19 protein-coding genes and 1 pseudogene are annotated in these 23,937 nt (G+C 68.4%); 8 read left to right on the top strand and 12 right to left on the bottom strand.

All coding sequences use genetic code 11. The features are described from left to right. Window positions 1-94 precede the first annotated feature (94 nt). The 9 genes from ACFVHY_RS05555 to ACFVHY_RS05515 all read right to left on the bottom strand — a co-directional run bounded on the left by ACFVHY_RS05555 (window position 95) and on the right by ACFVHY_RS05515 (window position 8,880). A complete protein-coding gene (locus ACFVHY_RS05555; protein ID WP_390269428.1) occupies window positions 95-1,435 on the bottom strand; it encodes a carboxylesterase family protein in 1,341 nt (446 codons plus the stop codon). Further along, window positions 1,432-3,573: a heavy metal translocating P-type ATPase gene (locus tag ACFVHY_RS05550; protein WP_390270331.1), complete on the bottom strand. Its 2,142-nt coding sequence runs from the start codon at window positions 3,571-3,573 to the stop codon at window positions 1,432-1,434. The genes ACFVHY_RS05555 and ACFVHY_RS05550 overlap by 4 nt, the downstream gene beginning before the upstream one ends. A gap of 87 nt (window positions 3,574-3,660) precedes the next feature. Further along, entirely contained in the window at window positions 3,661-3,948 is a 288-nt protein-coding gene (locus tag ACFVHY_RS05545; RefSeq protein WP_058252919.1) for a DUF1490 family protein, read from the bottom strand. 227 nt (window positions 3,949-4,175) lie between these two features. Continuing rightward, window positions 4,176-5,003, bottom strand: a complete 828-nt coding sequence (locus tag ACFVHY_RS05540) for an alpha/beta hydrolase (protein WP_390269424.1) — start codon at window positions 5,001-5,003, stop codon at window positions 4,176-4,178. 35 nt (window positions 5,004-5,038) lie between these two features. Next, window positions 5,039-5,875: an alpha/beta fold hydrolase gene (locus tag ACFVHY_RS05535; protein ID WP_390269421.1), complete on the bottom strand. Its 837-nt coding sequence runs from the start codon at window positions 5,873-5,875 to the stop codon at window positions 5,039-5,041. Between the two features lie 106 nt (window positions 5,876-5,981). Next, complete coding sequence (locus ACFVHY_RS05530) at window positions 5,982-6,701, bottom strand: helix-turn-helix domain-containing protein (protein ID WP_390269418.1); 720 nt, start codon at window positions 6,699-6,701, stop codon at window positions 5,982-5,984. After that, on the bottom strand, window positions 6,671-6,901 hold the full coding sequence (locus ACFVHY_RS05525) for a hypothetical protein (protein WP_390269415.1): 231 nt from the start codon (window positions 6,899-6,901) through the stop codon (window positions 6,671-6,673). Before ACFVHY_RS05525 ends, ACFVHY_RS05530 begins: the two co-directional genes overlap by 31 nt. Further along, entirely contained in the window at window positions 6,898-7,863 is a 966-nt protein-coding gene (locus ACFVHY_RS05520) for a helix-turn-helix domain-containing protein (protein ID WP_390269412.1), read from the bottom strand. Before ACFVHY_RS05520 ends, ACFVHY_RS05525 begins: the two co-directional genes overlap by 4 nt. A 177-nt stretch (window positions 7,864-8,040) precedes the next feature. After that, window positions 8,041-8,880 (bottom strand): alpha/beta fold hydrolase, encoded by an 840-nt coding sequence (locus tag ACFVHY_RS05515; protein ID WP_390269409.1) that lies wholly within the window; start codon window positions 8,878-8,880, stop codon window positions 8,041-8,043. A 174-nt stretch (window positions 8,881-9,054) separates the two neighbouring features. Here ACFVHY_RS05515 and ilvD point away from each other — a divergent pair, with 174 nt between their 5' ends. Both ilvD and ACFVHY_RS05505 read left to right on the top strand, forming a co-directional pair. Further along, on the top strand, window positions 9,055-10,770 hold the full coding sequence (gene ilvD, locus ACFVHY_RS05510; RefSeq protein ID WP_065631105.1) for a dihydroxy-acid dehydratase: 1,716 nt from the start codon (window positions 9,055-9,057) through the stop codon (window positions 10,768-10,770). A 120-nt stretch (window positions 10,771-10,890) separates the two neighbouring features. After that, window positions 10,891-11,157, top strand: a complete 267-nt coding sequence (locus ACFVHY_RS05505; protein ID WP_390269405.1) for a lipopolysaccharide assembly protein LapA domain-containing protein — start codon at window positions 10,891-10,893, stop codon at window positions 11,155-11,157. A gap of 37 nt (window positions 11,158-11,194) precedes the next feature. Here ACFVHY_RS05505 and ACFVHY_RS05500 read toward each other — a convergent pair whose 3' ends face one another. From ACFVHY_RS05500 to ACFVHY_RS05490, 3 genes are all read right to left on the bottom strand, one after another. Beyond that, window positions 11,195-12,556 carry an alpha/beta hydrolase gene (locus tag ACFVHY_RS05500; protein WP_390269402.1) on the bottom strand — a complete coding sequence of 454 codons (1,362 nt, stop codon included), beginning with the start codon at window positions 12,554-12,556 and terminating at the stop codon, window positions 11,195-11,197. Window positions 12,557-12,669: 113 nt separating this feature from the next. Continuing rightward, window positions 12,670-13,317 carry a class I SAM-dependent methyltransferase gene (locus ACFVHY_RS05495; protein ID WP_390269399.1) on the bottom strand — a complete coding sequence of 216 codons (648 nt, stop codon included), beginning with the start codon at window positions 13,315-13,317 and terminating at the stop codon, window positions 12,670-12,672. Window positions 13,318-13,499: 182 nt separating this feature from the next. Next, window positions 13,500-14,663, bottom strand: coding sequence for a MalY/PatB family protein (locus ACFVHY_RS05490; protein WP_390269396.1), 1,164 nt, complete (start codon window positions 14,661-14,663; stop codon window positions 13,500-13,502). A gap of 92 nt (window positions 14,664-14,755) precedes the next feature. On the opposite strand from ACFVHY_RS05490, the gene ACFVHY_RS05485 reads away from it, so the two are divergent. From ACFVHY_RS05485 to ACFVHY_RS05460, 6 genes and pseudogenes are all read left to right on the top strand, one after another. Next, window positions 14,756-15,547: an LLM class F420-dependent oxidoreductase gene (locus ACFVHY_RS05485; protein WP_390269393.1), complete on the top strand. Its 792-nt coding sequence runs from the start codon at window positions 14,756-14,758 to the stop codon at window positions 15,545-15,547. A 92-nt stretch (window positions 15,548-15,639) separates the two neighbouring features. Beyond that, window positions 15,640-17,687, top strand: a pseudogene (locus ACFVHY_RS05480) (TPM domain-containing protein). 256 nt (window positions 17,688-17,943) lie between these two features. Continuing rightward, window positions 17,944-20,034, top strand: a complete 2,091-nt coding sequence (locus ACFVHY_RS05475; protein WP_390269390.1) for a PhoX family protein — start codon at window positions 17,944-17,946, stop codon at window positions 20,032-20,034. Between the two features lie 260 nt (window positions 20,035-20,294). Further along, entirely contained in the window at window positions 20,295-21,098 is an 804-nt protein-coding gene (locus tag ACFVHY_RS05470) for an SDR family NAD(P)-dependent oxidoreductase (protein ID WP_390269388.1), read from the top strand. A 77-nt stretch (window positions 21,099-21,175) separates the two neighbouring features. Next, window positions 21,176-22,303, top strand: coding sequence for a DUF5938 domain-containing protein (locus tag ACFVHY_RS05465; RefSeq protein ID WP_390269385.1), 1,128 nt, complete (start codon window positions 21,176-21,178; stop codon window positions 22,301-22,303). Between the two features lie 7 nt (window positions 22,304-22,310). Beyond that, window positions 22,311-23,840 (top strand): long-chain fatty acid--CoA ligase, encoded by a 1,530-nt coding sequence (locus tag ACFVHY_RS05460; RefSeq protein ID WP_390269382.1) that lies wholly within the window; start codon window positions 22,311-22,313, stop codon window positions 23,838-23,840. Window positions 23,841-23,937 lie beyond the last annotated feature (97 nt).

Raw genomic sequence — 23,937 nt, 5'->3', positions numbered from 1 at the left:
CTCGTGACTCCGACGACGAGGCCCAGGCCGAAGAGCGAGATACGTAGCCACACGGTCGATATCGCGCATACTCACCCCATGGGAGATCCCCGGCTCATGGGAAGCGGATCAGACCCGGAACATCGGCCGGCGCGGTCCACCCGTCTCGCGCGAAGTCCGCCCAGATCCGTCGCAACGTGCGGCCGTCCTCGGCAGCCCGATCGGCGTCGTGGCCCGCCAGGATCGGGGCACCGGCCCAGATCTGCGGGGTCCCGAACAGCAACGGGATGTCGACGGTGTGCACGGCGCGCAGCGGGTGGTCTGTTGCGCCCCAGTCGATGACGTACTGCGCGGCTTGGCCACCGGCGCGTCGGTGGCGTCGGGCGAAGCGGTCGGCCGCCGACGTGTAGACGGCACGGGTGAGTTGCTGGACGAGGCATTCATACAGGCGGGTGCCGACCACCGGAACCGCGGGGAGCGACGACACCCCGTCGATCGCCGCGGTGAAGAACGCGGCCTCGCGGCTGCACCAGCCGATGAGGACCTCGACGTCCCGCGCTCGACTCTCCCAGACCGCGTCCACCTCGTCCTCGGGTGGCAGCGGATGGTGGCCGTACTGGGGACCGAAGGACATGAACGCCGGAAGTCCGTGCTGCAGCACCGCTTTGAGTCCCATCATCGACTCCTGGACGGCCAGGACCTCGTCGACGGTCGCCGACGCCGACACCTGGTGCGACGCCGCGAACATGTCCGCATGCAACCGCTCGCGACGTCGGGTGATGCCGAGCGGCGCACTCTGGATGATGGCGCGGCGGAACAGGCCCGTCACGCCGTCGGCCGCCATCAACTGTGCAACCGCGTCGCCGCCGGCTGATTCGCCGAAGACGGTGACGGCGTCGGGATCGCCGCCGAAGGACGCGATGTTCCGCTGAACCCACCGCAGGGCTTCGATCATGTCGAGGAGGCCGAGATTCGCGGGCCGACTGACACCGTCGCCGAGAAATCCGAACAACCCGAGGCGGTAAGTCACCGACACGACGATCACCCGCTGCTCGGCGACCAGCGCCGCCGGATCGTGGCAGGGCGCGTCGGCGGCGCCGATGATGTAGGACCCACCGTGAATCCAGACCATCACCGGCAAGGCCTCGTCGGGTCGACGATCGACCGGCATCGTGACCGACACGTACTGGGCGTGCTCGTCGCCGACCATCTCGCCCAGCGCGGCATCGCCGAAGGTGTCGTGGACGATCCCCTCGCCGTTGCGCTGGGGACAGGCGGGCGACCACGAGGTCGCATCGATCGGCTCGTCGGCCGGCGGCCGCGGGGACGGAACCTCGAAGCGCGCCGCTTGCGCATAGCGGATACCGGTGGCGCGCACGACCTGTCCGTCGGTGCGAGCGATGATCGTCCCGGCCGGACACTCGAAGGTCGGGGTCGTCGTGGGTACCTCGGTCATGAGCGGGCGTCCCCGGCGGGCGCCGACGGAGCCGGTTCGACCTGATACCGGATGAGCCGAGAACTGTTGAGCACCACGGCAACCGACGAGGCGTTGTGCAGCACGGCGGCGAGGACCGGTGAGAGCGCGCCGCCCGCACCGATCACCAGCCCCAAGGCGTTGACGGCGATCGACATACCGTAGTTCTGTCGAATCACCTCGACGGTGTGCGAACCCAGATCGCGGATGTCGAGCAGCTTGCGCAGGTCGTCCCCGGCGAGCGCGACGTCCGCGGTCTCGACCGCGACATCCGTTCCGGCCAACCCCATCGCGATACCGATGTCCGCGGCGGCCAACGCGGGGGCGTCGTTCACACCGTCACCCACCACCGCGACCACGTGACCGAGGGCCTGCAGCTCACGAACCACCGCGAGCTTGTCGTCGGGGGTGACCTCGGCGGCCCACCGCTCGATGCCGAGTTCGGCGGCGATGGTCGCCGCGGTGACCGGGTGATCGCCGGTGAGCATGGCGATCTCGGTGACCCCGTCGGCCCGCAGCGCGTCGAGCACCTCACGCGCCTCGGGGCGCAGCTCGTCGGACAGACTCACCAGACCGACGAGCGTGCCGTCGACGGCCAGCAGCAGCGGTGTCTCGCTCGCCTGCCGCAACCGGTCCACCCAGCCGATGGCGTCGTCGGAGATCGCGACACCGTGCCGGTCGAGGAGCGACGGATTGCCCAGCAGGAGCACGCGCCCGTCTTCGGCACGGGTGCGCATGCCGAGTCCGACGATGACCTCGCATTCCGCATGCGTCGGGATCTCGATGTGACGTTCCTCCGTGGACCGGATGACCGCTTCGGCGAGCGGGTGGCGCGAATGGATCTCGGAGCTCGCGGCATACGCGAGGATCTGTTCGGGCTGCCAGTCGTCGGAGAAGGACACGACGTTGGTCACGACCGGGCGCCCGACGGTCAGCGTGCCGGTCTTGTCGAACACCACCGCAGAGATCCGTCCCGAGGCCTCGAGATGCGAGCCGCCCTTGATGAGGATGCCGCGGCGCGCGCCGTTCCCGATGGCGCCGCTGATCGCGGTCGGGGTGGACAGACCCACGGCACACGGACACGCGATCAGCAGCATGGTCATCGCACGACGGAGATCGCGCGTCACCAGCAGCGTCAGCGCCGACAACGCGAACGACGCGGGTACGAACCGCCGGGAGAAGTTCTCCCCGACCGTCTGGATGGGCGCGCGGTCGCGCTGGGCCTCCTCGACCCGGCCGATGATCCGACCGATCGAGGTGTCGTCGCCGACCGCGTGGGCCTCGATGACGATCCGGCCGGTGAGCACCACCGAGCCGGCCTGCACGCGGTCGCCGACGTGCTTGGTCACCGGCAGGTTCTCGCCGGTCAGGGCGGACTGGTCGACCACCGCCTCCCCGTCGACGACCACCCCGTCGACCGCCACCGCGACCTGCTCGTGCACGATTACCGCGTCCCCGACGTGCAGCGCATCGATGGCCACCTGCACCTCGGTGCCGTCGGCGAGGCGGACCCACGCCGTGTCCTGGGTGCCGCGGAGGAGGTCGGCGATGGCGCGGCGGGTGCGTCGCAGGGTGAGGTCCTGGAGGAACTCACCGATGTTGAGCAACCACAGCACGGTCAGCGCGACCACGTTCTCGCGAAGGAGCAGGCTCGCGATCGTCGCCGCCGAGACCAGCGCATCGGTCCCGGCCCGGCCACCACGGAGCGAGCGGAGCGCACCGCGGAGGAACGGGTAACCGGAGAAGATGGTGACACCGGTGGCGACGGTGCGCGACGCCGGCCCGAGCAGCGGCGGACGGCGGAACCCATACCGTCGGAAACCCAGCAGGACCAGGGCTCCCGCGCCTATGCCCATCCGCAGCAGGTCGGCATTGGTGACGTCGGCCGAATGCGGCGCGCGGTCGGGGAGATTCGCGGGGTCGGCGTGCGTGGCCGCGGCGATCGCATGATCGATGGCATCCCGGTCGGTGTCCGCCCGGAACCACACGACGACCGAGGCGGTCCGCGGGTAGGCGTGCACGGCGCGAACACCCGTCACCCGGGCGACGCTCTCCTCGATGGCCACGGCACGGCGGTCGGCGACAGTGCGATCGGTGACCCGCAGCCACGGAACCGTCATACGCACCCGGCCCGCCGCCGACGACCGGACGACGATCTCGGTCGGTGGCAGTTCGGGAGAGTACGTCGGCGCGGACGTGCTCACGATTCAGTGATCGTGGTCGTGGTCGTGAGCCACCGCTGTCCCCGGCGGGGTCGACTCCTCGCCCAGCCGTTCCTTCGCCTCGGCGACGATGTCGGCGGTGTTGAGTCGCACCGACTCGGCGACCTCCTCGGCCTTACGGGTTCCGCGGATGCCCCACGTGGTGGCCACCACCGCTCCCTCCCGCAGCGGGGCGCGTCGGGCGACGGTGCGTACGGCGTCGTAGGCGACGGCGCCGACGAAACCGGTCGCGACCGTCGCGCCGGCCTTGGCGAGCAATGCATGAAGTGCCATGTGGGGTCCTCGCTATCCGGTGTGCTTGCACACGTGGTGACAGGACACCACGCTACAGGCGTACCGCGACTCACATGGTGCGGCCGCGGGTGCGGTTGTCGGACATGCGGACTCGCTAATGTGAGTGGCACCGTTAGGGCGCCCTTCGAACTCGGTCGCCGGACCCTTCGTGACGCGCCCTCCGCAAGCTCCGAGCGCTCCTCAGGGAGCGGGGATAGCGCTTATGTTTACGCCGGCAACGCTCCCCGCGCGGAGTGCTCCTCCGCCCACCGGAGCGCGTGGTCGGCGACCTTCTCCCACCCCGGCTCACCGCAGGTCCAGTGCGACCGCCCGGGGAACTCGTGGTACTCGGTCAGCGCCTTGGAGCGGCGGTACTTCTTCGCGTTCGACTTGTTCACCGCGGGCGGCATGATGTGGTCGGCTCCGCCGGCGATGAACAGCAGCGGTGCACGGTCGTCGCGCCGGTAGTCCACCCAGGTTTCCTGATGTCCCGGGGTGAGGTTCGCGAACACGCCGTACTTCCACACCCACGATCCGGGCGCGGCGATCGCGTACCGGTCGTACACCGCGCGCGAGTCCTCGTCGCTCAGGGTGTTGGTGAAGGCGTAGTGCCACTCCTTCGGTGTGAAACCGGCCGCCTTGTGTCGGTTCGAGAAGCGCTTGAGGATCGGGAACAACGACTTCACCTGCGAAAGCGGCTGCGTCCGTACGCCTTCGGTCGGCGCGGAGTTGATTGCCACCGCAGCCGCACCGAGCCCGCGGTCGACCAGCAACTGCGTGAGCACGCCACCGAAGGAATGCCCCATGATGATCGGCGGCGACGGCAGCGCGCGGATGGTCCCGGCAAGGTGGTCGACCGTCGCGGGCACCGTGAGATCCGCGATCACGTCGGAGTTCTCCCTCAGGGACTCGACTTCCACCTCGAAGCCGGGGTAGGCCGGGGCGATGACCCGATACCCCTTGTCCTGGTAGTACGCGATCCAGTCCTCCCAGGATCGAGGGGTCACCCACAGACCGTGGACGAGGACGATGGTGTCGGGCGGCGGTGTGGTCATGTGCTGTCTCCGATTGTCAGGGCCCGGGCGTGGGCTCAGGGGGCGGTGTAGGTGTCGAGGAAGGCGAGCAGATCGTCGTTGAGCTCGCCCTTGTGCGTGTCGGTGATCCCGTGAGGTGCACCGGGGTAGACCTTCAGCTCCGCGACGTCGACCAGTTCGGCGGAGGCCTTGCCGCCCACCTCGAAAGGCACCACCTGATCGTCGTCGCCGTGGATGACGAGGGTGGGGACGTCCACGCGTGCGAGGTCGGGCCGGAAGTCGGTGGCGGAGAACGCGGCGATGCTCTCGTAGGCGTTGTGCGCGCCCGCCTGCAGACCCTGTCGCCAGAAAGCATCGCGCATGCCGTGCGACGGATTCTGGCCGTCTCGGTTGTTGCCGAAGAAGGGCCCGTCGGCGAGATCGCGATAGGCCTGCGAGCGATCGGCGGTGGATGCCGACCGAATGCCGTCGAACACCTCGATCGGGACTCCGCGGGGGTTGTCGTCGGTCTCGAGCATGAACGGCGGTACCGCGGAGACCAACACGAGTTGCGCCACGCGATCGGTACCGTGCCGCCCGATGTAACGGGTGACCTCACCGCCTCCGGTGGAGAACCCGACGAGCGTGAGTTCCTGCAGATCGAGATGCCGGATCAGCTCCGCGAGATCGTCGGCATACGTGTCCATCTCGTTGCCCGACCATGTCTGCGACGACCGGCCGTGTCCGCGACGGTCGTGCGCGATCGCCCGATACCCGTTCTGCGCCAGAAAGAGCTGTTGAGCTTCCCAACTGTCGGCGTTGAGCGGCCACCCGTGGCTGAGCACGACCGGACGTCCGGCACCCCAGTCCTTGTAATAGATCTCGGTTCCGTCGAGCGTGGTGACGTAGGGCATGGGTCCTCCGAGATCCTCCGGTGTCGATGTGGGATCACCGTAGGAGGAAACCGGAGCGCCGATCGTGTCGAGGCTGCACGGTTCTGTGCTGTCGGTGACGCGCCGCTCAGACGCCCGTGTGGTCGCGACGCCACCGGGACGGGGTCATCCCGTACGCAGCCCGGAATCGTTTGGTGAAATGGGTGGCGTCGCTGAAGCCGTGTGCACGGGCGACAGCTGGGATCGTCCGGTGTTGCTGGACGACGAGGGAGTCGCGCGCACGATCGAGTCGCCGACGGATGACGTAGTCGCTCAACCGACCTTCCGCAGTCGGCCAGGCCGAGTATGGCTTTCGGGTCGACACGTGGTGGGCGGCGGCGATCGTCTGGGCGCCGAGGTCGGCGTCGGTGAGGTGCTCGTCGATGTAGCGCTTGACGGCCGCGACCAACTCCGAGGACTGCGAGCGTTCTGCCGCGTCCACCGATGTCAGGAGCATGGACCGGATGATCGCACCGGTCGGCTCGGCCAGGTCCGGGAGAGACTCCGGGCATTCCGCGGCGACCCCCGCCAGGTGTCGGACGTGGTCGCGGACGAAGCCGATCAACGGGTTGCCCTCTCGGAGGTGCTCGACACCGGATCGAACCGTCTCCGGCGCGAGCCCGATCCACGCCGTCGGAGCCTGCACGGCGACGAGCGACCCGGGTCTGTGCGCACGGAAGTCGAAGGGCAACAGCATGTCGACGACGATCAGATCGCGCGGACCGTCACGTCCACCGGCACCGCGACTCAGGTTCCACGCGTCGTTCGAGGACACTGCTACGACGAGCAACGGGGTGGCCCCATCCATGCGGAGATCTTGTTGCGCGCGAGAGTGATTCCGCCATGATCGACCTCGGTCAACCACATGCCCTCCCCCATCGGCCAGAACCCGGCGGACGGGCTGTCCGGGCGGCGCAGGGTGGCAACCAGGACGTCGACGCCGCTCACCCCCTCCCACGGCCCGCAGCGGGAGACGTCCGTACAGGTCACCTCGCGACCGGTGCTCACGCGTCCTCCGCGACAACGCCCGCCACCACCCGCCACTCGCGTGGAGACATGCCGTAGACCTCCCGGAACCGGCGACTGAGGAAGGACGGGTTGGTCACCCCCCATCGCCGCCCGATCCGCGCGACCGACTGCTGGCGGGTATCGGGGCGTGCCAGGTCGTTCCGGACACCCTCCAGACGACACGCGATGATCCATTGCTCCAGGCCGAAACCCGCGTCGGCACAGAGCCGGAACAGCTTTCGGACAGAGATCCCGTGTGCCTCGGCGATCATCCCGGCCGAGAGTTCGGGATCCCCGAGGTGCCTGCGGATGTAACCGCGGATTCGCGGGAGCAAGACGACCGCCATCGCACCGCGGGCGTAGTCCGGATCGTAGGCAGAGGCCAGCAACGCCCGGGCGATGTCGATGGTGGACGAGCCGATTGCCTCGGCGGCAATCGGATTCGCGACCGGCATGTCACCGTTGTTCGCCATCGCAGCGATCCGGTCGGTCAGCAGCGGACAGAGCGGACTCGAGATCAGCCGACCGGCTGCGCCCCGGATGACCTCGTGGGGCAGGTCGAGTTGATCGAGCGGGATGTACAGGGCCTGGGACGCGCCCCTGCCCGGCCAGTAGTAGTCGTAGGGCGTGTTCAGGTCGCACAGCATCATGTCGCCGACCCCGAGCATCCGCTGATGCCCGTACTGATCGAATCCGCCGACGCTGCGCTCCTGCACCGCGATCGCCAGCACCTCGGCCGGGCCACGACGGATTTGATCGACGTTGCGCGACAAGCGGAGTCCGGTCAGGTAGGAGCGGAAGATGCTCGTGCTGCCATAGGCGATCCGCTCCATCGTCGCGTCCGTGCGCAGTGGGTCGTCGAACTCCACCGAGGTCGGCCAGATCTGGTCGAGGAAGGCCGAATAGGTCGCCTCGCGACGGTCTTTCTCCGCCACTTCGTGCGAGGCGAAGACGATGGTCATGGCCGGGCCCCATCAACTCGGTCGTTCGCTGAGCGACAGTGATGGTCGAGGCGGAACAATACCGGCAAACACCATTCGGTGACGGTGTTACCGCCGGTCAGGGCACAATTCCCGCCCCCGGGCGCATCGCCTCGGAGTCGTGTCTTCACTACGTGCCCCGAAGGAGGGTGGGGTGTGTCAGCGCGGTTGCGTCGCGTCGACCGCTCGGAGCACCGTCCGCGAGACCGCGTCGGGACGCGAGACCAGTGAGGCGTGCGAGGCGTTGACCTCGGCGGTGCGCCCGGGTGCGGCTCGTGCGGCCAGGAATCGCTGCAGCGCCGGTGGGATCACCCGATCCTGTTGCGAGACGAGGTACCAGCTGGGGACCTTTGCCCACGACGGCGGCCCCGACGGTTCCAGGTTCGCGCGCAGTGCCGCGGACTTCTGGTGGGCGAACATGTCGGCGGCGACCGCGGGCGACACGTCCTGCGCGAAGATCTCTCGGAAGTACGGGCGTGCGATGTAGCCGTCGACGTTGCGTCCGGCCACGCCGGTCGGGTCGTTTTCGACCACCTTCAGCTGCAGGGCCGGCGGAAGGAGCCGGCTACCGGGATAGGTGATCGGGTTCAGCAGCCCCTGGACGAACTCGCCCGTGGTCGGCGCGAAGGCGGCGATGTAGACGTTGGCACGGACGTCGGGGTCCTTGGTGTTGGTGATGACGAAGCCGCCGTAGGAGTGACCGACGAGGACGATCGGTCCGTCGATCGTCGCCAGCTTCTTCTCGAGCTGCTCGGAGTCGTACGCCGGGGACCGCAGCGGGTTGTCGAAGGTCTGGACTGCCAGTCCCCGACTGCGCAGATCCTGCGCGACGTCGCGCCAGCCCGACGAATCCGCGAACGCCCCATGCACCAGGACGACTGTCGGAGCCGACGGCTGGGCGTGGGCGGGGACCACCGACAGGCCGACGGCCGCGGCCATCAGCGTCGAGACGAGCACTGCCCGTCCGGCCAGCGTCCGGAGCGCGATTCTGGGGTTCATACCGACGGCCTTTCCAGGGGAGAACGGGGTCGAGCTGAACCATAACCACTCCGGCGGGCACCGATCTGGTCACGAGCGCACGGTTCTGTGCTGTCCGCGCACGATCTGGTGACGCCGTCGCCGGGCACCGGGTGTTCCGACCACTCGCCGCCGATGACCACTACTCTTGCCCTCATGACCAAGCGAACCGAACCGGACGCCGAGATCGACATCAAACCGCGTAGTCGCGACGTCACGGACGGCTTGGAGAAGACCGCGGCCCGCGGCATGCTCCGCGCGGTGGGCATGGGCGACGACGACTGGGTGAAACCGCAGATCGGCGTCGGGTCGTCGTGGAACGAGATCACGCCCTGCAACCTGTCGCTGGACCGGCTGGCCAAGGCGGTCAAGGAAGGTGTGCACGAGGGTGGCGGGTACCCGCTCGAGTTCGGCACCATCTCGGTCTCCGACGGCATCTCGATGGGTCACGAGGGCATGCACTTCTCGCTGGTGTCCCGCGAGGTGATCGCCGACAGCGTCGAAACCGTCATGAGCGCCGAGCGGTTGGACGGTTCGGTCCTCCTGGCCGGCTGCGACAAGTCCCTGCCCGGCATGCTGATGGCCGCGGCCCGACTCGACCTCGCGTCGGTGTTCCTCTACGCCGGGTCGACGCTGCCCGGATACGCGACGCTGTCGGACGGCAAAGAGCGTCAGGTGACCATCATCGACGCCTTCGAGGCGGTCGGCGCGTGCTCGCGGGGACTGATGAGCCGGGAGGACGTCGACACCATCGAACGCGCGATCTGCCCGGGTGAGGGTGCGTGCGGCGGCATGTACACCGCCAACACGATGGCCAGCGCGGCCGAGGCACTCGGGATGTCCATCCCGGGCAGTGCCGCCCCCCCGGCCCCGGACAAGCGCCGCGACCAGTTCGCCCGCCAGAGCGGGGTCGCCGTCGTCGAGATGTTGCGCCGCGGGATCACCGCGCGCGACATCATGACCCGCGAGGCCTTCGAGAACGCGATCGCCGTGGTGATGGCGTTCGGCGGCTCGACCAATGCGGTGCTCCACCTCCTCGCCATCGCCAACGAGGCCGAGGTCGAACTGTCGCTCGACGACTTCATCAGCGTCGGCAGCCGGGTTCCGCACCTGGCCGACGTCAAACCGTTCGGCCGGCACGTGATGACCGACGTCGATCGCATCGGCGGTGTGCCGGTGGTGATGAAGGCACTCCTCGACGCGGGCCTCCTGCACGGCGACTGCCTGACGGTGACCGGATCGACGGTCGCCGAGAACCTGGCGCACATCGCGCCGCCGGACCCGGACGGCCAGGTCCTGCGGGCCACGAAGTCCCCCATCCATCCCACCGGCGGCATCACCATCCTCAAGGGATCGCTGGCCCCCGAGGGCGCCGTGGTGAAGTCCGCCGGCTTCGACTCGGACGTGTTCGAGGGCACGGCACGGGTTTTCGACCGCGAACGCGCCGCGATGGACGCACTCGAGGACGGCACGATCACCGCCGGAGACGTCGTCGTCATCCGGTACGAAGGCCCGAAGGGCGGACCGGGCATGCGGGAGATGCTCGCGATCACCGGCGCCATCAAGGGCGCGGGTCTCGGCAAGGACGTGCTCCTGATGACCGACGGCCGGTTCTCCGGCGGCACCACCGGTCTGTGCGTGGGTCACATCGCGCCGGAGGCCGTGGACGGCGGACCGATCGCCCTGGTCCGCGACGGCGACCGGATTCGGCTCGACGTCGGCCGCGGTCTCCTCGACCTCCTCGTCGATGACGATGAACTCGCCTCGCGCGCACAGGAGTTCACTCCCCTGCCCCCGCGGTACACACGTGGCGTGCTGGCGAAGTACTCCAAGCTCGTCACCTCCGCGTCGCAAGGGGCGGTCTGCCGCTGAGCGCGGTAGCCGTCCCGCTGGAGCCCGGTGCCGGCGTCAGGTTGCGGTTTGTCCCGGATTGCGGGACAAATCGCAACGGATCTGCGGTGACCGCCGTCGAATGCGCCTACAGTCTCTGGCATGGCCAAAGACCGTGGCACCCCGAAACCCGCAACCGGGAAATCGTCCGCGTTGTCGAAGGTGTCTCTGCCGCAATGGATTGCGATCGGACTGACGGTTCTCGCGGTGGTCTTCATCGTGCAGAACCGGACCACGGTGCGCATCGACCTGTTCTGGGTGAGTGTCGAGTCCCCGCTGTGGTTCATCCTGGCCGTGGTCTTTCTCGTCGGCTGGGTCGTCGGCGTACTCGCCGCGCGCGGCCGTTACCGGCAGCGCCGTCCGCACTGAACCGAACGCCGCCGCGCCGACGAATCCGCGAGCACCCTCACGACGACCGACCGGGCGGCAAAGCCTTTCGCGGGGTGAGGTGGCCGAGCAGCCACTCGTAGATCGGGTCGCTGTTCAGCAGGGTGAAGTGGTGTGCGTTGCCGATGTGGAACCCCTCCTGGAACTTCAGCCCGCGACGCTGCCGCGTGTGCTGCCCGCGCCCACTCGGCGCCAACACCAGGCCGTCACCCAGCAGACGCCCGACCGGGTGGTCGGGGTCGCGGGTGATCGTCGCGGTGACGAAGAGATGGCGAGCGCCCGCCAGCAGCGGCACGTCGGCGCCGGGCGGCTGTGACCAGGCGTCCGGGTCGTGACCTATCCAGTCGTCGTCGGTCAGGCTGCCGTGGAACAGGTCTCGCACCCCGGCGCTGCGACGACGCAGCAATGAGCCGATCGGGCGGGTGACCGGCGTCCGGTTCAGAGCATTCGTGGCCAGGTGGACACCGCGGGCGAGTGGAGCCCCGAGGTGCGGCGTGCCGAGGCAGACCGTCTCCGACACCAGGCCCGTCCAGTAGTCGCCGCGCTGATCGGCTGCGTGGCAGGCACTTCGGACGACCAGCCCACCCATCGAATGCCCGATGAGGGTCAGTCGTGTCACCGGCGTCGGCCAGAGCAGGACGAGTGCGTCGAGAAGGTCGGCGAGGGCGCGGCCGTTCTCGCTGATGTGGCGACCGGTGTTGTAGCGGATCTGGACCTCGGTGGCGCCGATGTCGTGGGTCAGCCGCTCGCCGTATGTGGGTCGCCGGGCGCCGGGAGCGGAGCGAGCGGGCCCAGTTCGCCGGGCGCCGGGAGCGGAGCGAGCGGGCCCAGTTCGCCGGGCGCCGGGAGCGGAGCGAGCGGGCCCAGTTCGTTTCGAGCTGAGCGACCACGCGAACTCCGACTCCATCAGGCCGTGCAGGAACACGACGACGTGTCCACCCGCGTCGGGGAAGCCATCGCGGAGCGACTCGGCGTCGGGGGAGACCGGCCGGCCGTCGACGCGGATCGACATGTCGGCTGTGAGGGGCGAGTCCGCGGTTTCCAGTTCATCGCCGATGAGACCGTTGAGGATGCCGAGGAGCACCGCGCCTCGAGGGGTGTGCGAGGGCGCACGGCCCTCCGGCCAGGGCACATGGTCTGCCGCCGTCCTACCGGCGTCGAGCGCCGCGGTGATCGAGTTGTACGTCCCCTCGCTGACGGCGTCATGCACGATCCGCGCGGTGTCGACGGAACTCCCCAGGACAGGCCGGAGCATTCGGAAGACGCGCCCGGCGATGACGCGGTGCATCGCTCCGACGCCGCGCGTCGCAGCGCCGACCTCGTACAGCCCGAGATCGGTGAGCGCCCGCAGCTCGGACTCACGCGTGGTCGTGGCGGTCATGCCCCGAGTGTACAGATGTGCACTCAATCTGGGCGGAGCGGAACTCACGACCGGCCACCCGTCAGTTCAGCTTGCGTTTTGTCCCGGCTACCGGGACAAAACGCAACGGGATCTCAGGCGGCCTGTCTCCGCGCCCGGAACACCACGTCGTGCGTGTGGTGACCGCCTCCCGCGGCCTTGCCGCGTTCCCGCGTCTCGTCGGTGACGATTTCCCAACCGTCGCCGAGCAAGGCCGCCAAGTCCTTGGGCTGCACATAGGCGTCCGGGTCGAAGCCATGTGCGCGCACACCCTCGGGGGCGTGTGCCACGACGAGCAGGGACCCGCCGGGGCCGACGGCATCGACCAGCCGGCGGGCCGCGTCGACATTCTCCTTCGGGATCGGGAAGTAGTGCATGGTCACGAGATCGACGCCGGCCGCCGGCACGTCATCGGCGATCACGTCCGCACGCAACCAGGTGATCGACGGTCGCGGGTCGATCTCACGGGCCCGATCCACCGCGACCTGCGAGATGTCGAGGGCCGTGACCTGCCATCCGCGGTCGGCGAGCCATCGGGCGTCGGCCCCCTCACCCGACCCGACGTCGAGCGCGGTGCCCGGCTCGATGTCCGACACCTCGGCGACGAGCGCAGGGTTGACGTCGGAGGTCCACAGACGGTCCGCGCTGCGGTACCGCTCATCCCACCCTTCGGCGGTTCCAGGATCATTGCTCCCCCGGGACTCGGTGGCGGCCTCGGGGCGGTGGCTGTTCTCGGTGGTCATGCCTTCGACAGTGGCACGCACCGTCGTCAGCGGCAAGGACGGTTGCCGATCCGGCAAGAAGTGATCGTGGAGCGGCCCGTGCTCGACAGTCACGACGGCATACGTACCCGTCGACTGTGCGGGCATTTTCGTCGACTGTGCGGGCGTTCTCGTCGTCCGTGCAGAGACCTGGAGACCCCGGGTCAGTGCACCACGCCCGCGATCCGCCGGATGGCCTCGGTCAGCACGTCGGCGGAGCAGGCGACGTTGAGTCGAACGAAACCGGCACCCGGATTGCCGAAGGCGTGTCCGTAATGCAGGGCGACGCGCGCTTTGTCGAGAATGACGAGCCCGGGGTCGTCGCCCAGCCCGGTTGCGCGGAAGTCGAGCCACGCGAGATACGACGCCTCCGGCCGCGTGTACCGCACCGTCGGAAGATACTGCGCGAGAAGCAGTTCGAGGAGATCGAAGCTCTCCCCGATGACCTCGAGGGTGGCGTCGAGCCACCCGTCACCGTGCACCAATGCCGCTTCGGTCGCAGCGCGGCCCAGAATGCTCGTGCGATAGCGCACCTCGTCGGGTTGCCGCGCGATCAGAGCCCGGCTCCGATCCGACGCGACAACTGTGAGCGCGCACTTGGCACCGGCGAGATTGAAGGCCTTGCTCGCCGAATGTGCGGCCACGCCGACGTCACGCGCCGTGTCGCTCACGGCGAGGAACGGGACGAACTCCACGCCGGGGTGGACCAGCGGCGCATGGATCTCGTCGCTGACGACGGTCGCGCCATGTGCCGCGGCCAAGTCGGCCAGTCGCTCGAGGTCGGTGGCGTCGTGGACGAGACCGAGCGGATTGTGCGGATGACACAGTAGAACCGCCCGGGCGCCGGCGGCGAGGGCGCGTTCGATGCCCGCCAGATCCATCCGCCAGGCCGTCGACGACGACCCGCGTTCCTCGAGGAGGGGCACCTCGACGACGCGACCACCGGCCTCGGGGATGAGTTCGAAGAACGGCGGATAGACCGGGGGCATCAGCACGACACCGTCGCCGGGACTGATCGCGACGCGCAGACTCTCGACGATGACGACGCTCACGTCGGTCGTCGAGCTGACGTCAGCCGGATCCACCCGCCACCCCCACCGACGGTCGGCGAACCCGGCGAAGGCCTCGCCTGCCGAGCCCGAGGTCGCCGCGTAACCGATGTCGGACGCACGTACCCGGTCGATGATGGCGTCGGCGACCACCGGTGCGAGCGGATAGTCCATCTCCGCGATGAACAGCGGTAGTACGTCGTCGGGGTGCGTGCTCCACTTCGCGCTCGTACGACGGCGTAGTTCGTCGAGCGGCGGCGCGACCGGTCTGATGCTCACCGCTACTTAGTACCGCCGATGTCGACGCGGCACCAAGAGTGCGGCCACCACGTCCGTCGACGATTCCGCCGTCAGCGGGCAGACTGGTCGGCATGGCCTTCCCCATTCGTATCGGTGTCCAGATCCAGCCCCAGCACGCACCCGAGTACTCGCTGATCCGCGACGCGGTCCGCCGCGCCGAGGACACGGGCGTCGACATCGCGTTCAACTGGGATCACTTCTACCCGCTCTACGGCGCCCCCGAAGGCGAACACTTCGAGTGCTGGACGATGCTCGGCGCCTGGGCCGAGCAGACCTCCCGGGTGGAGATCGGCGCGCTCGTGACCTGCAACTCGTACCGGAATCCGGAGTTGCTCGCCGATATGGCCCGCACCGTCGACCACATCAGCAACGGCCGTCTGATCCTGGGCGTCGGAGCCGGCTGGTTCCAGAAGGACTACGACGAGTACGGCTACGACTTCGGCACCGTCGGTTCCCGATTGAACGATTTCGGTGCCGCCCTCCCCCGGATCAAGTCGCGGCTGGCCAAGCTCAATCCGGCTCCCACACGCGCCATCCCGATCCTCATCGGCGGCAGCGGCGAGAAGAAGACGCTGCGCTACATCGCCGAGCACGGCGACGTCTGGCACGGCTTCAACGACGTCGAGCAGTACCGGCACAAGTCCAAGGTGCTGGCCGAGCACTGCGCCGCCGTGGGTCGAGACCCCGAGACCATCGAGCGGTCGTCGGGCGTGCAGTTCGACGGGGACGCCGACGCGCTGCTGCGCGATGCCGATGCACTCGCCGACGAGGGCGTCACGCTGCTGACCGTCGGCGTCACCGGCCCCGACTACGACCTCACCGCGCTAGAGGCGCTGTGCCGGTGGCGCGACTCGCGGAACTGACCGCGTAGCGCCCGGGCGCACCCGCGCCCGGGCGCCGACACTCCCCGAAGGCGTCGACGACACCGCAAGCCCGCAGGGCTAGGTTTGTGATCATGCATCGAGTGCCGGCATTTCGGGAACTGCTGACACGCGCGGCTTCGGTGGTCGCGCTGACGGGACTGCTGGGCGTCCTCATGGCCCTGGCGTCCCCCGGCGCGGCGTCGGCGGAGCCGCCCACCCGGCTGCCGAACTACGTCGTCGACTCCGCCGACGCGATCTCCCCGGCGCAGCGCACCGAACTCGAGACGGCGATCGACTCGCTCTACAACGCCCACGCGGTCCAGATGTGGATCGTGTACGTCCGCGATTTCGACGGTCTGACCAGCGAGGAATGGGCGGATCGGACTGCTGCCGCCAGCGAGCTGGGTGACCATGACGCCCTACTCGCCGTCGCCACCGAGGACCGGGGGTATCGACTCTTCGCACCCGACAGCGTGGGCGGTCTCGATCAATCGACTCTCGAAGAAGTGGCCAACGACGACGTCGTCCCGCAATTGCGTGAGGAGAACTGGGCAGGTGCGGGCCTGGCGGCGGTCAACGGACTGTCCGGCGCACTCGATCCGAACCACACCGGCCTGATCGCAGCCGGCGTCGTCGGCGGCGTGGCCGTCCTCGGCGGCGGCGGCGGCGCGTACCTCTACTACCGACGCCGCAAGCAGCGTCGTATCGACGACAGCGTCGAGTCCCTGCGCGAGCAGGAACTGACCGTCGACCAGTTGGCCGCGCAACCCCTCGAGGTGCTCGACCCGTGGTCGCGTGAGGTGCTCACGGACCTCGACAACGCCATCCGTACCAGCAAGGAAGAGCTGCAGTTGGCGGTCGGCGAGTTCGGTGAGGCCGAGACAGCCCCGTTCACCGACACCGTGCGGCACGCCGAGCAGGCGCTCGGACGGGCGTTCGCGCTGCGCCAGCGACTCGATGACAACGTTCCCGAGACCGACGACGAACGACGCTCGATGCTCGATGCTCGATGCTCGTCCAGATCATCACCACCTGCACCGAGATCGACAGCACACTGGACGACCATGTCGAGAATTTCGACGCGATGCGCAACCTCCTCATCAATGCGGACTCGCGATTCGACTCCATCACCCAGCAACTCATCGGTCTACGCGCCCGTCTGGAGACGGCGTCGCAGCAGCTGACCGAGCTCATCGGCAAGCACGGCGAGGCCCCGCTGACCTCCATCCTCGACAACGTCGATCTCGCCCGAGCCCAGATCGACTTCGCCGAGGCGACCGCGGATCAGGGGCGCGCCGCCATGGCCGCACCGGTGGGTCAGCAGGGACCGGCCGTCGCTGCGATCCGCTCGGCCGAGGGATCGATCGAGCAGGCGACCACGCTGCTCGACGCCATCGATCATGCAGACGCGAACATCGCCGTCGCCCGCTCGCGGATGCCGGCGCTCATCGCCGAGGTGGACGACGAACTGGCCGAGGCCATCGCCCTGGCACAGACCGGCGGGACCTCGCTGGTGACCGCGATCGAGGTCGCGAGCGCCGCGGTCGCGAATGCCCGAAGCAACTTCGACGCCGATCCGCTGGGTACCTTCACGGCGCTCGTCGATGCCGATGCCGATCTCGACGACGCACTCGCCGCGGCGCGGGACGCCGCTGCCGAGCGCATCCGTCGGGCACAGGTCCTCACCGCGGCACTCGAATCGGCGCAGGCCAAGGTGACAGCGGCCGCCGACTTCATCGGCACCCGGCGGGGGGCCGTGCAGTCCACGGCACGTACCCGACTGGCGGAGGCGCAGCGCCTTCTGCAGTCCGCGACGGACGCCGCTGCCACCGATGCACCGGTGGCGACCGCGACCGCACGTCGCGCCGGTTCCCTGGCCGACCAGGCGCTCATGGCCGCTCAGACCGACGTCGTCGACTGGCAGTCGCAACAGCGACATCCGGGCGGCTCGTCCACCGCCGGTGCGGTCCTCGGCGGAATCCTCGTCGACAGCTTCCTACGCGGCACCGTGGCGGGACGCGGGGGCGGCTTCGGCGGCGGCGGCTTCGGCGGGGGCGGTTTCGGGAGCGGCGGACGCAGCCCCGGTTCGTTCGGCGGTTCCGGATCGTCGGGCCGGATCGGAACCGGCGGGCGGTTCTAGGCCCCGGCGCCGGGAGCGCAGCGAGCGGGCCGAATCAGCACGGCGCCGGGAGCGCAGCGAGCGGGCCGAATCAGCACGGCGCCGGGAGCGCAGCGAGCGGGTCGATCAACGCGGCCGCGTGATGTTCCACGTGGAACCAACAGGGGTGTTGGGCTGCCGTTAACGCACGGGTAGCCATCGGTTCGTTTCATCCTCCTAACGTGCTCCTAGTCGTGCGCCGGCCCCGTGGCGCGACCATGTTTTCAGAGGAGCCCGTGTGCGTATTCCGTTGCAGCTGTTCATGTCCACCGGTGAGGATGCCGGACGTTCGTCCCGCGCCTACGTGACCTGCCGCTACAAGTGCGGCGACGCGTGCCGCCACGATCCCGGGAACACCAGCGACAACAACTACTTCCGGGACGTCGTCCGCACCGCGGTCTCGCGTCGCAGCGTTCTCAAGACCTCGGCCGGTGCGGCGGCGGCCGTCGGTGCGACCTCACTTCTCGCGGCGTGCGGCGACTCCGGCTCGTCGGGTTCGGCGTCCTCCTCTGGTACGCCATCTGGAGATGCCCTGCCCGGCATGAGGTTCGACGCCGTTGCGCCGAACACCGAGGACGCCGTGGTCATCCCGGACGGGTACCGCCAGGAGGTCGTGATCCGATGGGGCGACCCGGTCCTGCCCGGTGCGCCCGAGTTCGACTTCGCCAACCAGACCCCGGAGGCACAGGCCGGACAGTTCGGGTTCAACAACGACTTCGCGGGCCTCATCCCCGTGGACGGCGTGGCCGACCACTTCTACCTGGTCGCCAACCTCGAGTACCCGACCGAGCCGTTCATGTTCGCCGGGTACACCGACGGCGAACCCACCGAACAGCAGGCCCGGATCGCGATGGCGTCGGTCGGTATCGCCGTCGTCGAGGTCACCGCACAGCCCGGTAGTGGCGCTCTGACACCTGTTGTGGGGCCGCGTAATCAGCGCCTCACAGCCTCGAGCCCGTTCCGGATCACCGGCCCCGCGGCCGGCAGCGAGTTCGTCAAGACGGCCGCAGACCCGGCCGGCACCACTGTCCTGGGCACCTTCGCCAACTGTTCCGGCGGTCTCACCCCGTGGGGCACGATGCTCTCCGGGGAAGAGAACTTCAACAACTACTTCGCGAACCCGAGCACCGTCACCGACCCCAAGGCCAAGGAGCGGCTCGAGCGCTACTCCTTCGAGGACGACGGCGACGAGCACCACTGGGGGCGGTTCGACAACCGCTTCGATCTCGCGGTCGAACCGAATGAGGGAAATCGGTTCGGCTACATCGTCGAGGTCGACCCGCATGATCCGAAAGCCGTTCCGGTCAAGCACAGTTCGATGGGCCGGTTCAAGCACGAGTCGGCCAACATCTATGTCGTCCCCAGTGGCCCCGACAAGGACACAGTCGTCGCCTACAGCGGCGACGACGAGCGATTCGAGTACATCTACAAGTTCGTGTCGAGCCGGAAGATGAAGTCCGGGCTGTCGAGGACGGCACGCGAACACAACATGGGCATCCTCGACGAGGGAACGCTCTATGTCGCCACCTTCACCGGGGACTCCCCCGACGCCGTCGACGGTTCCGGAACCCCGCCCGCGTCAGGGAAGTTCGCCGGCAAGGGCTCGTGGAAGCCACTGCTGACGGTGAACGCCGACGGTTCGGCGCGTTCCTACATCCCCGGGATGTCCCCCGCCGAGGTCGCGGTGTTCACGCGGCAGGCCGCCGACACCGTCGGCGCGACCAAGATGGACCGCCCCGAGGACATCGAGCCGAACCCGAAGACCGGCAAAGTGTATTGCGCACTGACGAACAACGACGACCGCGGCACCGATGGTGAAGCGCCTGCCGATGCGGCGAACCCCCGCAACGAGAACAAGAACGGTCAGGTCCTGGAGATGACCGACGACCACACCGGCACCGAGTTTACCTGGGAGCTCCTCTTGGTTTGTGGCGACCCGGCTGCTGCCGACACCTACTACGGCGGGTTCGACAAGACCAAGGTCAGCCCCATCTCGTGCCCGGACAACGTCGCGTTCGATCCGCACGGGAACCTGTGGATCTCCACCGACGGCAACGCTCTCGACAGCAACGACGGACTGTTCGCGGTCGCCCTCGACGGTGACCGGCGCGGCGAGACCAAGCAGTTCCTGACCGTGCCCAAGGGTGGCGAAACCTGCGGTCCGATCATCGACACCAACCGCATTCTGATCGCCGTACAGCACCCCGGCGAACTCGACGACCACTCCGCGGACAATCCGGCGTCCCACTGGCCCGACGGCGGACAGTCCCAACCCCGGCCGTCCGTCGTCGCCGTGTGGCGGGACAACGGAGGCGAGATCGGCGTCTGACCACACCCCTTCATCCGAGCACCCTCGAGTCCCGGCCCTGCGGCCCGGCTCGGGGGTGTTCTGCATCTCCCGCCAGGACTGTCCAGCGGTACCGAGCCGTTGACCTGGACCTTCCGTTGACCACAGCCCAATCATGACAGTCGTCAAGCTTTTTCTTGACGACTGTCCAGGCTTCTGCTTAATGTGACGTGCAGCACATGTCGTCTCGACTGTGTCTTGCTTTTCCGCCTCGGGCGAGGCGGTCTCACGGAGGTGGAACGATGACGAGTTATGACCTGACCGGGCGGACGGCACTGGTCACCGGTGGTGCGCAGGGTCTTGGTGCCGGGATGGCCGAGGCGCTCGCCGCAGCGGGCGCGTCCGTCGCGATCGGCGACGTGAACTCCGACGGCGGTCGGCAGACGGTCGAAACGCTTCGGGCACAAGGCGCGAAGGCCGAGTTCGTCGCGCTCGACGTGACCGACGACGCAGCCTGGGAGTCAGCCGTGGCGTCGACCGTCGAGTCGCTGGGCGGGCTCGACATCGTCGTGAACAACGCCGGCATCGAGGTGACGAATCTCCTGGTCGACCTCGACGCCGCAGAGGCGTCGAAGATGTTGGACGTCAACGTGTTGGGCACTGCGCTCGGCATCAAGCACGCGTTCCGGGCGATGCGCCCCGGCGGCATCGCCGGCAAGGGCGGCGCGGTCGTGAACATCGCATCGGTCGCCGCGACCATCGCCTTCCCCGGTATCAGCGTCTACTCCGCGACGAAGTCGGGGATCGACCGCCTCACCCGGGTGGCGGCCGCCGAATCCGGCAAGCTCGGCTACGGCGTGCGCGTGAACTCGATCTATCCCGCCCTCACCCCGACCGCGATGGGCAACAAACTGGCCGTCGAGACCGCGGCACTGGGCCTGTTCGAGTCTCCGGAGGCCGCTGCCCAGGCGGTCGCGGAACTGACACCGCTGGGCCGGCTCGGTCAGGTCGACGACATGGCCGACGCCGTGGTCTTCCTCGTCTCCGACGCCGCGAAGTTCATCACCGGCGCGGGCCTCCCGGTCGACGGCGGCATGGGGATGTGATCCCGCCGACGTCCACTGCCGCAACGCTTTTCCGAACACCCGCATCGAACACCGAACCAGACACGAGGAGTCCCACCATGCCCACTGACAAACGCGTCGTCGTCTACGGAGCGTCCGGCTACACCGGCCGACTGATCTGTGAGTACCTGCGCGAGTACAACATCCCGTTCCTGGCGGCGGGCCGCGACCACGCCCGGCTGAAGAGCGCCGTCGAGGCGGTGCCGGGCATCGACACGGTCGCATACGACATCGTCGAGGTCGAGCACACGGTCGAGGCCCTGACCGAGGCCTTCCGCGGCGCCGAGGTCGTACTGAACACGGTCGGGCCGTTCGCCCGCTACGGTCACGACGTCGTCCAGGCGTGCCTGGAGATCGGGGCCCACTACACCGACACCAACGGCGAGCAGAACTGGATGATCGATGCCGAGGCGCAGTACGGAGCCGAATTCGCCTCCCGCGAACTGGTCTTGACGCCCGGCCTGGCACAGATGTACTCGATCGGCGAGATCGCCGCGAACATCTGCCTGGAGAACCCCGGACTGGACACCCTCGACATCCAGGTGTTCTGGAAGGGCCACCCGACCGTCGCGTCGACCAACACGATCCTCACCAATGCCGCATTCGCGAAGGCGTACTACCTCGAGGAGAACGAGTACGTCGAATGGCCGGCGGACGCGGGTCTGTACACGGTCAGCGTGCCCGGCCAGCACGACCTCGGTCTCGCTCTGCCCTGGGGCGGCACCTCGCATCCGGTGTGGTTCAAGAACGACCCGCGGGTGGCCACCGCCAAGGCGCTCGGTGGCGTGTTCAATCGTCCGCTGATGCAGGGCGTTCCGGTTCTGGTGGCCGCCGCGCTCGAGCAGATGGAGGGCAAGTCCGAGGAGGAGAAGTACCGGATCATCGACGAGCAGTCAGCCGCCATCCGCAGCGAGATGCCCCCGCGTGAGAACCCGCGCCTGAACACCTCGCTGGACTCGGTCTACGCCTCCGGTCCGCTCGGCCGCGCGCACTGCGTGATCCACGGCAACTCCAACTACAAGCAGACCGCCCTGCTCAACGCGCACGCCGCGAACGAACTCCTCCAGGCCCGGCCCCGCCGTGTCGGCTTCGTCTCGAGCTGCCAGGCGTTCGGCCATCGCGAATTGCTGGGCACCCTACGTGCTTTCGGTCTGGTCCTGGACCCGATCGTCACCGTGCACCGCTGAGAACGACATGCGACTCTCGGAGTACCTCGACAAGGGCGCCTCGCTGGGACGCGACGCGCCGTGCCTCACCGCCGACGGGGTCACCTCGACCTACGGCGAGGTCCAGGATCGGTCCACAGTCATCGCGGGTGCGCTGCAGCACAACGGGATCGAGGCCGGTGACCGGGTCGCCGTCCTGTCGGCCAACGATCCGCTCGCCCTGACGTGCGTCTTCGGCATCTCGCGTGCGGGTGCCGTCTGGTGCCCGGTCAATCCGCGCAACGAGGCCGAGGAGAACCGACAGCTGTTCGATCTCTTCGGGTGCCGGCTGCTGTTCTTCCAGGCGAAGTTCGCCGGTCTGGTCGAGAAGATCAAAGATCAGCTCCCACAATTGGACCGGTTGATCTGTTTGGACGGCGACGTCGACTGGGCGACGCCGTTCGACGCCTGGCTCGACGAACATCGGGCCGAGCCGGACGAACGCCGACGACCTGATGGCGGTCTGTGCATGCTCGCCGGCACCGGTGGGACGACCGGCCGACCGAAGGGGGTGCGGCTCACCGAGGACAACATGATGACCTCGACGGCGCTGGCGTTGATGAGCTACCCGTTCGGTGAGCGCCCCCGGTACCTGGCGCTCGCCCCGCTGACCCACTCGGCGGGGGTGCTGACGTTTCCCATCCTCAGCCTCGGCGGTGAGGTCGTGATCATGCCGGCACCTGACATCGGGGAGTTCCTGGCGCTGATCGAGCGGCATCGCATCACCCACGCCTTCCTCCCGCCGACGGTGATCTACGGGGTGCTCGACCATCCCGACCTCGACAGTCGGGATCTGAGCTCGCTGCGATGTCTGTGGTACGGCGCGGCGCCGATGTCGCCCACGCGGCTGGAAGAAGCACTGAGGCGTATCGGTCCGGTGCTCGGCCAGTTGTTCGGCCAGACGGAGGCGCCGAACATGATCGCCACCCTCGCGCCCGCCGAGCACTTCCATGACGACGGGTCGATGGCCACCGAGCGGTTCGGATCGGCCGGTCGGCCGACACCGCTGACCACGGTCGCGATCATGGCCGACGACGGGTCGCTGCTGAGTCGCGGCGAGCGCGGGGAGATCGTCGTCCGGGGACCGCTCGTGATGGACGGTTATCACGAGAACCCCACGGCCACCGCCGAAGTGAGCGCACACGGCTGGCATCACACCGGCGACGTCGGCTACCTCGACGACGACGGCTACCTCTTCGTCGTCGACCGCGCCAAGGACATGATCATCACCGGCGGGTTCAACGTGTACTCGGCCGAGGTGGAACAGGCGTTGCTGGCCCATCCGGCGGTGAAGGACTCGGCCGTCATCGGGCTGCCTGATCCCAAATGGGGCGAACGAGTGACGGCCGCCGTCGAACTGCGTGCGGGGCACCACGCCGACACCGAGGAGCTCATCGCCTTCGTCAAGGAACGGATCGGCAGCGTCAAGGCGCCGAAGGAGATCGAGATCTGGACCGAACTGCCGCGGTCCAAGGTCGGCAAGATCCTGAAGACCGAGGTCCGGGGCGCATTCAGCTGACCGGATCGAGGCCTCACCCGGTGCCCGCCGGGCCGGCGCCGACAAGCGTCGAACTCGGCCGGGTGGGTACACTCGGGTCTCGAACTCCATCACTCCC

Origin of the sequence: Gordonia sp. NPDC127522, assembly GCF_042672305.1 — a bacterium.
GTDB classification, from domain to species: domain Bacteria; phylum Actinomycetota; class Actinomycetes; order Mycobacteriales; family Mycobacteriaceae; genus Gordonia; species Gordonia hongkongensis.
The sequence above is the reverse complement of the archived record's forward strand: the minus strand, read 5'-3'. Positions and strand labels throughout refer to the sequence as shown.